Source organism: Winogradskyella vidalii (assembly GCF_013403955.1).
GTDB classification, from domain to species: domain Bacteria; phylum Bacteroidota; class Bacteroidia; order Flavobacteriales; family Flavobacteriaceae; genus Winogradskyella; species Winogradskyella vidalii.
Map to the genome: position 1 here is coordinate 358868 of NZ_JABFDG010000003.1, position 12137 is coordinate 371004.

Annotated in this window: 6 protein-coding genes; all 6 read left to right on the forward strand. The window is 33.8% G+C overall.

Annotated elements, in window-relative coordinates:
- The first annotated feature begins 2 nt into the window (after positions 1 to 2).
- Positions 3 to 7295, forward strand: a complete 7293-nt coding sequence (gene sov, locus HM982_RS10395; protein WP_449489500.1) for a T9SS outer membrane translocon Sov/SprA — start codon at positions 3 to 5, stop codon at positions 7293 to 7295.
- Between the two features lie 60 nt (positions 7296 to 7355).
- Positions 7356 to 7736, forward strand: coding sequence for a glycine cleavage system protein GcvH (gene gcvH, locus HM982_RS10400; RefSeq protein WP_179353090.1), 381 nt, complete (start codon positions 7356 to 7358; stop codon positions 7734 to 7736).
- Between the two features lie 34 nt (positions 7737 to 7770).
- Positions 7771 to 8091: a VanZ family protein gene (locus tag HM982_RS10405; RefSeq protein WP_179353091.1), complete on the forward strand. Its 321-nt coding sequence runs from the start codon at positions 7771 to 7773 to the stop codon at positions 8089 to 8091.
- A 65-nt stretch (positions 8092 to 8156) separates the two neighbouring features.
- Positions 8157 to 8885, forward strand: coding sequence for an energy transducer TonB (locus tag HM982_RS10410; protein WP_179353092.1), 729 nt, complete (start codon positions 8157 to 8159; stop codon positions 8883 to 8885).
- 119 nt (positions 8886 to 9004) lie between these two features.
- Entirely contained in the window at positions 9005 to 9799 is a 795-nt protein-coding gene (locus HM982_RS10415; protein WP_179353093.1) for an energy transducer TonB, read from the forward strand.
- Positions 9800 to 9941: 142 nt separating this feature from the next.
- Positions 9942 to 12050, forward strand: coding sequence for a gliding motility protein RemB (locus HM982_RS10420; RefSeq protein ID WP_179353094.1), 2109 nt, complete (start codon positions 9942 to 9944; stop codon positions 12048 to 12050).
- The last annotated feature ends 87 nt before the right edge of the window (positions 12051 to 12137 follow it).

Genomic DNA, 12137 nt, shown 5'->3' on the forward strand with positions numbered 1-12137 from the left:
AATTGAATACTACTAGTCATAACCAACGCTTATCCAATTGTTTTTACTGCATATTAGCTTTTGTAATGCTAATGAGCAACCCGCTTATTGCACAAGAAACAGAAACAGAACAAGATTCAACCAGTACTAGCTTTGCAATGGGCAAACTCAATATGCCTAACCCAACTAGTATTGTTTCAAAATATACGTACGATCCTATACTTGATCGTTATATATACACCGAAAAAATAGGCAATTTTAATATTAATTACCCTTTAATTCTTACGCCTGAAGAATTTCAAGAATTAGTACTTCAAGAAAAATTAAAAGAATATTACAAGAAAATGGCTGATGCTGCAGCCGGACAAAAAGAAGGTTCAGAAGAAGATCAGAAGAATTTATTGCCAGAGTTTTATGTCAATTCAGGATTATTTGAAACTATTTTTGGTGGAAATACTATAAATGTAGTACCTCAAGGTTCAGTAGAAGTAGATTTAGGGGTGTTGTTTTCTAAGCAAGACAATCCCAATACTTCCCCTAGAAATAGAACGAATTTTACCTTCGATTTTGATCAGCGAATTAGTTTAAGTTTATTAGGTAAAGTAGGAACACGTCTGCAAGTTACCGCTAATTACGATACAGAAGCCACTTTCGATTTTCAACAGGTTGTAAAATTAGAATATACACCAACTGAAGACGATATAATACGTAAGATTGAAGTGGGTAACGTAAGCATGCCATTAAATAGTTCTTTAATCACAGGAGCGCAAAGTCTTTTTGGTGTAAAAACTGAATTGCAATTTGGTAAAACAAGAGTAACAGCTGTGTTTTCTGAACAGCAATCACAGTCGACTTCAGTAGTAGCTGAAGGCGGAGGAACTGTTGATGAATTTGAGTTTTATGCCAGAGACTATGATGAAAACAGACACTTTTTCTTAGCACATTATTTTAGAGAGACTTATGATAAAGCGTTACTGCAATATCCTTGGATAGATAACCAAGGTCTTCAGATCACTAGAGTAGAGGTATGGGTAACTAATACAAATAATCAAACTGAAAACGTTAGAAATATTGTTGCTTTTCAAGATTTAGGAGAGTCTTCAATAGAGAATATTGGACTTACGTCTTATCCCCCCAATTTTGTTAATAATCCTGGAGCAAGACCAAATAATGAAAACAATGAGTTTGACCCCACTAATATTGGCGGTCCTGGGTCGTTTTTAACCGATGCCGTTAGAAATATTACCAATGTTGAGTCTGGTGTAAATACAGTGAATGTTAATGAAGGTTTTGATTATGGTAAGTTAGAATCGGCACGAAAATTAACGCAGAATCAGGAGTATGTTTTAAATGAAGAGTTAGGGTATATTTCCTTAAATCAGCGCTTACAAAATGACGAAGTATTAGCCGTAGCATTTCAATACACTATTGGAGGTCAGGTGTATCAAGTTGGTGAGTTTGCCAATGATGGTGTAGAAGCAACAACTGTAGATAATAGTTCGGGTAATGAAGTGATAAATAATCAAAGCTTAATCCTTAAAATGCTGAAAAGCACGGTGACTTCTGTCGATCAGCCGATTTGGGATTTAATGATGAAAAATATTTATGATACGGGGGCGTATCAACTTAGCGAAGAAGATTTTGTACTTAATATTTTTTATAATGAATCTTCTGCCTCAAACTATATTAACCCAGTTGAAGGTACAGCGTTTCCATTATATGATAATAATACGCCTTTTGATAATGGTGATGATGCTGTAATTTCAGAAACGCCGTTAATTAGGTTATTTCATTTAGATAAGCTAAACTCAAATAATGACCCACAAGAAGGTGGTGATGGTTTCTTTGATTATGTAGAAGGACAAACGGTTTTATCTCAAAACGGAAAAATTATTTTTACCAAAACACAACCTTTTGGTAGTTATTTATTTGATGTATTAGACGATCCAGATAATCCAGGAAATTATGATGCTGCAACATACACCAATCCCAATCAAGAAAAATATGTGTATGATTTATTATATAAATCAACTAAAACGGCTGCTTTAGATGAATCTGAAAAGAATAAATTCTTAATAAAAGGTCGTTTTACAAGTAGTGGTGGTGATAGTGGGATTCCTATTGGTGCGTTTAATGTGCCTAGAGGTTCTGTTACAGTGACCGCTGGCGGAAGACAGCTAGTAGAGGGTATTGATTATACGGTGAATTATCAGTTAGGTCGTGTAGAAATTTTAGACGAAGCCTTAAAAGCATCTAATACGCCTATTAATGTTTCTGTAGAAAATAATGCGGTATTTGGTCAGCAAACCAAACGTTTTACAGGCATTAATGTAGAACATCAATTTAACGAGAATTTTGTGTTAGGGGGAACCTTGTTAAACCTAAACGAACGGCCAATTACACAAAAAGCAAATTATAACTCCGAACCTATTAATAATACCATTTTTGGTTTTAATGGAAATTACTCTACCGAAGTTCCATTTTTAACTCGAATGGTAAATAAATTACCAAATATAGATACTGATGTACCATCTAATCTTTCTATAAGAGGTGAGTTTGCTTACTTATTACCAGGTGCCTCAAGTGGTGCTGATTTTAATGGCGAAGCAACGGCTTATATCGATGATTTTGAAGGTAGCCAAGGCGCTATTGATTTATTAAGTCCTTTGTCTTGGTCCTTATCTAGTAGACCGCTCACAGTTAATGGTGTGGACGAAAATAACGCTGTTAATAATCCTGGAATAGAAAACGGTTATGGAAGAGCGCTTTTAAACTGGTATACTATTGACCCTATATTTTATAGTAGTCAACGTCCTGATGGTATTACAGATGATGATATTTCTGATTTATATACGAGACGTGTTTTTATAGATGAAATTTTTAGGCAAGATATAGCACAGGGACAAACCTCTGTTATCAATACTTTAGATTTAGCGTATTACCCTAGAGAGCGTGGTCCTTACAATTTTGATCCTGCAGCAGCAAATGGAGCCGATTTAAACCCTAACACAAGTTGGGCTGGTATAATGAGGTCGATAACATCTACCGATTTTGAGCAAGCAAACGTAGAGTATATTGAATTTTGGGTACAAGATCCTTTTTTAGATTCGTCTACGAATACCGGTGGGAAATTATTTATTAACCTTGGTAATATCTCTGAAGATATTATTAAAGATGGTAAAAAACAATATGAAAACGGTTTGCCTGACGATGGAGATATATCTATGCTAGATCCTACTGAATTTGGAACTGTTGTACCACAAAACCAATCTCTGATTTATACGTTTGCGACTACTGGAGCTGACAGAGCCAACCAAGATGTCGGTTTAGACGGTTATAATGACTTTGAAGAAATTAATAGGTTTGGGGCAGAGTTTGGTGAGGATCCATCAAACGATAATTACAGTTATTATCTAAATACAACTGGTAATATCTTTGACCGTTATAAAAAATACAATGGTACTGAAGGTAATACCCCAGATACCTTTACAGATACCAACCGTGGTTCTACAACGCAACCAGATGTTGAGGATATCAATAGAGATAACACCATGAATACTATTGATAGCTATTTTGAATATGAAATAGATATTACGCCTACAAGTTTAAATATCAGTAACCCTTTAATTAACGATATAAAAGAGGATGTTCAGGTAACGTTACCTAATGGCGATGTTAGAGACGATGTAAAATGGTATCAGTTTAGAATTCCTATCGATGAAGAAACCCAGCGTGTTGGTGGAATAACCGATATTCGCTCGGTACGTTTTGCTCGTATGTATGTGTCCGATTTTACCGAAAATACAGTGATGCGTTTTGCCTCTTTAGACTTAGTGCGTAGCGATTGGAGACGTTATACCTTAGATTTAGATAATGATGATACTAATAACAGCCCCAATGCAGAATTTAATGTTGGTGTTGTAGGTGTTGAAGATAATCCAGATTACGAAACACCACCAGGAGTAGAACAAGAGGAGCTTAATAATAACAACAGTATAATTAGACAGAATGAACAGTCTTTAGTTTTACAAGCTTGTGATTTACGATCTACAGATTCTAAAGGTGTTACTAAAAACATCGATTTAGACATGCGTCAGTATAAAAAACTGCGGATGTTTATGCATGCAGAAGCTCAAGAAGGTTCAACCCTACAAGCTGGTGAAATGATTGGTTTTATAAGAATGGGTAATGACTTCACAGAGAACTACTACCAAATAGAATTGCCTTTATTACCAAGTGCTGATGCGGAAGGTACAGACAGTGAAAGAGTATGGCCAGATCAAAACGAAATTAATATTCCTCTAGAGTTTTTACAAACGATTAAATCCTTAGGTATTTCTAATGGATCGTTGTCAGCAGAAGACCCTACATTTTATAATGTAGTTGATGGGGTGTTAGATGAAGAAGGATTTACAAACCCTAATGATGTGCCTTATGAAATGGATTCAGGGCTTAAGCAACAACGTATTGCTATTAAAGGAAATCCAAATTTTGGTGATATTAGGGTGTTGATGATTGGTATTAAAAATTCGGGAATTACAGGAATGAATTCTTGTGGGGAATTCTGGTTTAACGAATTGAGAATGTCAGATATGGATAACGAAGGCGGTTGGGCTGCAGTAGTAAGTATGGATACTCAAATTGCAGATTTCGCTAATATCAGTGCTACAGGAAGTCAAAGTACTGTTGGTTTTGGTGGAATAGAACAAGGACCAAGTGAGCGTAGTTTAGAAGATGTAAAGCAATATGATGTTGTTACTAATGTGCAATTAGGGCAATTATTACCTGAAAAATGGGGCGTACAGCTTCCGTTTAATTATGCACAAAGTGAAGAGCTCATTACGCCTAAGTACGATCAATATTATAACGATTTAACGTTACAATCACGATTAGATGCTGCAGAATCTGATGCAGAAGAGGATCAAATAAGAGAACAATCAGAAGATTATACTAAGCGCCAAAGTATAAATTTTATTGGTGTAAGAAAGCAAAAAACGGACGACTCTAAAAAGCGTGTTTATGATGTAGAAAATTTAACCTTTAATTATTCTTACAATAAGGTAGAACATCGCGATTTTGAAATTGAAAATTCTCTAGATCAAACCATTAGAGCAGGTGCTAATTACAATTATGCTTTTGAACCTTTAAAGATTGAACCTTTCAAAGAAAACGATTCACTCTTTGCGAGTAAACATTGGAAGATTTTGAAAGATTTTAATCTTAATTTATTACCCTCTAGTTTTTCAATTAATTCTGATATCAATAGACAATTCAGTAAACAAAAATTTAGAGAAGTAGAATTAGAAGGCGATAATATTGGCATTCAAGAGTTGTTTAGAAGAGATTACACCTTCGATTTTCAATACAATATTAATTACAATTTAACAGATGCACTGAGTCTTAATTTTATGGCATCTAATAGTAATATTGTTCGTAATTATTTTGTAGACGATCGTATTAATGGAACTCAAGATGCAGAGCTAAATGTTTGGGACGGGTTCTTTGATTTTGGAGATCCTAATTATCAAACCCAAGAACTTCAGGTTAACTACGAATTGCCTTTATATAAAATACCGGCTTTAAGTTTCTTAAGAGCAACTTATGCTTATAACGGTGCTTTTCAATGGCAAAAAGGATCGGATTTAAATACGGGATTACAAGTAGAAGATCCAGATAATCCAGGGGTTTATGAAACTTATAATTTAGGTAATTCGATTCAGAATTCTAATACGCATAACATCAATTCTACTCTTAATATGGAAACGTTATACCAGACTTTAGGTTTGGTTAAAAAAGGAAAACAAACACGAGGTAGATCAAGACAAAGAAGTGCGCCAGTAACAAGACGTTCAGCAACTCCAGATAGAGGAGGAGATAATGAAGATGATCCTAATAAGTTGAGTACAGGTGACAAAGCTTATAATACGTTGCTAGATGTTATAACCATGGTAAAACGTGTTCAGTTTAATTACGGTGAAAATAATGGTACATACCTTCCAGGATATTTACAAACACCTGGTTTTGTAGGTACTTTAAAGCCTACTGTTGGTTATACGTTTGGTAGTCAGAATGATATTAGGCAACTAGCAGCAAGTAATGGGTGGTTAACTATATATGATAGCTTTAGTGAACAATATACTGAAATAGAAAATAAGATATTGGATTACTCGGTTAATATAGAACCGATGAGAGATCTAAAATTAGACTTAACAGGAAACAGAATGTATGCTAATAATGTTTCTGAAAGTTTTATAGCTATAGATTCAGATGATGATGGTTTGAGTGATACCTATGAAGATTTAATTACTAACGCTTATGGTAACTTTAATATTTCAACCGTACTTATTAAAACAGCGTTTAGTAAAAGTGACGAAAGTCAATCGGCAACCTTTGAAGACTTTAGAGCCAATAGATTAGTTATAGCAAAGAGGCTTGCTTCAGAGTCAGGTATGGATGTTAACGATGCAGATAACTTAGATGATGAAGGGTACCCAATTGGGTATGGAAAAAATAGCCAACGTGTATTGCTTCCAGCATTTTTGTCTGCTTATCAAGGATCCAATCCAGAGAGTGTAAATACGGGGGCATTTAGAGATATTCCACTTCCAAACTGGACGTTGAAGTATACAGGGTTAATGAGAATCCCTTGGTTTAAAAATACGTTTAAACGTTTTTCTATTCAACACGGTTATCGTTCTAGTTATACAATTAATCAGTTTAGAACTAATTTAAATTATGTGTCACCAGATTACGATTACTTAGCCAGCGATCCAGAAAACGCAGACGCTATTGATCAAGCTGGAAATTTTAAAAATGAAACACTTTATAGTAATATTAACCTAGAAGAACAATTTAGTCCTCTAATTCGTTTAGATTTCGAAATGAAGAATTCTATCAAGGTTTTAGCTGAAATTAAGACAGACCGTACGCTATCACTTAGCTTTGATAATAATTTAATGACAGAAATTCAAGGTAAAGAGTATACGCTTGGTTTAGGTTATCGTTTTAAGGATTTAAGAATTAGATCTCAACTTGCAGGTCCTAAACAAATTATTGTAAGTGATTTAAATATGCGTGCAGATGTTACTGTAAGAGATAATAAAACAATTATTAGATATTTAGATTTAGATAATAACCAAGTTACAGCAGGTCAAACGATTTGGGGGCTTCAATATACCGCAGATTATGCCTTTAGTAAAAACCTAACGGGTATCTTCTATTTTGATTATACCTTCTCTGATTTTGCGATTTCAACCTCATTCCCACAGACCTCTTTAAGATCCGGAATTACCTTGCGTTATAATTTTGGGAATTAAGCTTGATTGATGCTATTAATAAATTATCTTTGCTTTCTTAATTTTATATCCTTTTAAAATATGAATACACCAACAGAGTTAAAGTACACTAAAGATCACGAATGGATTAAGATAGAAGGCGATATAGCTACTATAGGTATTACAGATTTTGCGCAAAGCGAACTTGGTGATATCGTTTACGTTGAAGTAGAGACCTTAGATGAAACTTTAGATGTCGAAGAAGTTTTTGGTACTGTTGAAGCTGTAAAAACTGTTTCAGATTTATTTTTACCATTATCTGGGGAAATTATTGAGTTCAATGAAAGCTTAGAAGATGAGCCTGAAAATGTGAATTCTGATCCTTATGGAGCAGGTTGGATGATTAAATTAAAATTCTCTGATGCTACAGAAATTGAGAATTTATTATCTGCAGAAGACTATAAAGCACTTATCAGTGGTTAAAAAAATGCTTTTATTGGTGTCAATATTTTATACATTGGCATTAATTATTGCTAGTTTAATCAGTTTAAATGGTGTCCCAAGTTTAGGGTCATCCTTTGATGATAAGATTTTCCATGTGGTCGCTTACTTTGGTTTGGCCTTTCTATGGGTTTTATGTGCTAAGTTATATAAAACTAGAGGTTTACTTGTTAAAGTGTGTTTAGCAGCTATTTTTCTTGGCTTTATTCTAGAATTGTTGCAGTACTTTGTAAATCCTAATAGAACTTATGATACTTACGATTTAATAGCGAATACGATAGGAGCTGTTTTTGGTACGTTAATTGCAGCTAGTCTAAATATATTTAAATTAAAATAACATAATCCTTTGTTTTTTTTACTATTTATTAGTTAAATTAGCGATGTTATAATTAAAATCATTTTATGAAACCTAAAAAGAATCCGAAATCAGATGTCAGCCGTAACAGCTCTTTATACTTTGCTGTTGGTCTTGCCTTAATGTTAGGCATTACTTATATGGCTATCAACTACAAGACTTACGATAAAACTGATGTAATTGCTGATACACTTAATCTAGACGATGAACTAGATGAAGAAGTACCAATTACTGAACAAATTGTTACACCACCACCACCACCTCCACCACCACCACCAGCACCAGAAATTATTGAAGTTGTTGAAGATGAAGTTGAGGTAGAAGAAACCGTAATTGAATCTACAGAAGTTGAAATGGAGACTGAAATAGTTGAAGTTGAAGAAGTTATTGTAGATGAAGTTGAGGAAGATATAGAGGTACCTTTTAGTGTTATTGAAAATGTTGCTGTTTTTCCTGGATGTGAAAAGGAAAAAACAAATGCTGCTAAGAAAAAATGTATGAATGATAAGGTGAATAGATTCATCGGTAAAAAGTTTAATACAGATTTAGCAGGAGATTTAGGTTTACCTCCTGGAAGAAAAAGAATCTTTGTTCAGTTTAAGGTTGACAAATCAGGAAATATAACCAATGTTGTTGCACGTGGACCACACCCTGGACTAGAGCGTGAAGCAAAACGTGTTATTGGTCAGTTACCTAAAATGCAACCAGGTAAACAAAGAGGAAAAGCGGTAGTAATGCCATTCTCAATTCCTATTGTATTCCAAGTACAAGACTAAGAAATAGTCAAAAACATACTTAATATAAAAATCCCGTTCAAAATTAATTGGACGGGATTTTCGTTTTGGTATGCTTATTGTGGATTTAGCATAATATTAACATTTAAATAAATAGTATTATGAAAAATTTTAAACATGACTTCGGAAGTGCTGGTCAGAGCACTAAAGAAGTAAAGAAACCACACAAGCACGATGCAAATTTACAAAAAAACTCAAGCCTTTATTTTCAAATAGGCTTGATACTTTGTTTATTGGGAACATATGCGCTTTTTGAAATGCAGTTTCAAGAAACAGACCTTAGCATTATTAAAGAAAAAGCGCAGGTCGATCCAATTATGATAGATTATGTGCCGCCTTTTATAGAAGAGGTAATTGAGAAACAGGCTCCTAAACCAAAATCGAATACTGTACTTAAAGATAAGGTTAAAGAAGTGGACAACGATAAACCTTTAGTTGAAACAGTTATAGATAGCAAAGAAGACCCGAAGCCAATAATAGAAGAGCCCACTAAAATTGTAGATATTATAACAGTGGACGAACCAAGTGAGCCAGTAATAGTCGACTTTGTTCGTGTAGAATCAGTACCTGTTTATCCTGGTTGTGAAAAATACACTACCAACGAGGATCGTAGACAATGCATGTCTGATAAGATTAACAAATTAGTAGGTCGAAAATTTAACGTTGATATTGGTTCTGAATATGGTATTTCAGGTCGTCAAAAAATCTTTACCCAGTTTACAATTGATAAAAACGGGAGCGTTACAGACGTTAAAATTAGAGGGCCGCATCATGCATTAGAAAGTGAAGCTGAACGTGTTCTAAATATAATTCCAAAAATGCAACCCGGTTTACAGCGTCAAGTTCCAGTCAGCGTTATCTATACTTTACCGATTATGTATGATGCTCGAAATTAATTAGAGTAGTAACATTAATTATATAGTTACATCATTTTTATAGAACCGTTATTGTCTCAATAACGGTTTTTTTAATCTGTTATTTGTAGCTCAGGTTACTAAAAAAAAGAAGTATCTTTCGCAGATTTTAAAATTGTCTTTTATGAAGCGCATTTTTCTATTTGCTTTTTTGTTATTAACTAGCTTTGGTTATGCTCAAAACATACTAACTTACGAAAAACCTCCGGTGTTCAGTGAATGTAATTCTGAAGCTGTAGCGGATTTAAAATCCTGTTTCAACTTCACACTAAACACCTATATATACGAAAATTTTGAAGTACCTCAGATTGTAGAGGACGAATCTTATCAAGGAGAGATTGAATTGCTATTTGAAGTGAATAATAAAGGTGAATTTAAAATCATTTATGTAGATGCTCTATATGAAGCTTTAAAAACAGAAAGTAAACGTGTGTTTAATGCTTTACCAAACATAGCGCCTGCAACCTATAATGGAAATCCCACATTTGTACAGTACAGTATCTCTATTGCAATTCCATTGGTAAAGCCAGTTAGGAAAGTAAATATTCTAGAAGATGACGTTCAAATTACTAAAAATGATAGCCTCAACGCTACTTTGTCTGATGAGTTTGATCAATTGGCAAAAGAATTAAAACCCTATAAGAAATTAGAATATAGTAGCGAATTAAATGTTCCATTTACCCACTCATATTATGCACATTTTGATGCAGAAATGAATGTTATAGGTGCCAATAGTCATACGGCTGCAAAGCCATTTTTGTATAGTGACGTAGAACGCTATTATGATATAAAAGCAGAAAAAGAAAGCTTAGCAAAAGATACTGATACTTGGTTGGGTAGAAAACTTTTTAATGAGCATATGGTTGAAATCCAAGGTAAAGACTATTGGTTCACTGTAAATCCAATTATAGATTTACAAATAGGAAAAGATACCGAAGCCGATTTTAATTCTACATGGAATAATACAAGAGGTATTAATATTCAAGCTGGCTTAGGAAAACGTTTTAATTTAACCGCTTCGGTTTATGAAAGTCAAGGTCGTTTTGCAGATTATTATAATCGGTATGCCGAAAGTTTAAAAGCTTTTGGTCCAGATCCAGCCATTATTCCAGGTCGTGGAATTGCAAAGCGCTTTAAAGAAAATTCATATGATTACCCAGTAGCAGAAGCTTATTTGTCTTATACACCTGCCGATTTTTTAAATATTCAATTCGGACATGGTAAAAACTTTATTGGTGATGGTTATCGCTCTTTATTTCAGAGTGATGTTGCTAGCCCTTATCCATTCTTAAAATTAAATGCTACCTTCTGGAAAATAAAATACACGAGTACATGGAATTGGTTAAAAGATGTTAGAGACGAAGTTATTGTAGATAAAGCATTTTTAACTAAATATATGGCGAATCATTATCTGAGTTGGAATGTTTCTAAACGTTTAAATATTGGTTTGTTTGAATCCGTATTGTGGGCAGATTCTAATGGAAGAGGTTTTGATGTTAACTATTTAAATCCTATTATCTTTTTCAGAGCTATAGAATTTCAAACAGGTCAAGGTGCTGGTAATGCAATTTTAGGTTTGAGTTCTAAATACAAATGGAATAATAAAGTGAATCTTTACGGGCAATTTATTTTAGATGAATTTTCTTTAAGTGAAGTAAAAGCAGGAGAGAAAAGTTGGAAGAATAAATTTGGGTTTCAATTAGGTGCTAAGTATTTTAATGCCTTTGATGTGGATAACTTATTACTTCAAGCTGAGTATAATAGAGTAAGACCATATACCTATTCTCATAATACTGAAATTTTAAATTACGCCCACTTTAATCAACCCATGGCGCATCTCTGGGGAGCAAATTTTAGAGAGTTAGTACTTATTGGTCGTTACCATTATAAACGTTGGTTTGGTGATGCTAAATTTATTATTGGGCAACGTGGTTTTGATTTTAATACCGATGAAGATAGTTTTTCTTATGGAGGCGATATTTATAGAGATTATAACGAGCGTAACGCAGATACAGGGATAGAAATCGGTCAAGGGAACACAACCAATAGCTTTATGACCGAAATACAAGCGGGTTATTTATTAAATCCTGAAACCAATTTAAAAGTATTTACAAATATTATTTATCGCGACTTTAATCCAGACGCTATTACGGCTTCAACGATGGATTCTAATACACTTTGGTTTAGTTTAGGTATAAGAACAGACTTGTTTAACTGGTATAATGATTTTTAACCATTAATAATAAAACTAAGTTATAAGGTAGGTTAGAATCAATTTTCAAACTACCTTTGCAATCGCTTTAAAAACAACTAAAAATAG

Excerpts from the sequence above, each read along its gene's own strand:
- gcvH (WP_179353090.1), top strand. The coding sequence starts at position 7,356 with ATGAATACACCAACAGAGTTAAAGTACACTAAAGATCACGAATGGATT.
- HM982_RS10410 (WP_179353092.1), top strand. The coding sequence starts at position 8,157 with ATGAAACCTAAAAAGAATCCGAAATCAGATGTCAGCCGTAACAGCTCT.
- HM982_RS10415 (WP_179353093.1), top strand. The coding sequence starts at position 9,005 with ATGAAAAATTTTAAACATGACTTCGGAAGTGCTGGTCAGAGCACTAAA.
- HM982_RS10420 (WP_179353094.1), top strand. The coding sequence starts at position 9,942 with ATGAAGCGCATTTTTCTATTTGCTTTTTTGTTATTAACTAGCTTTGGT.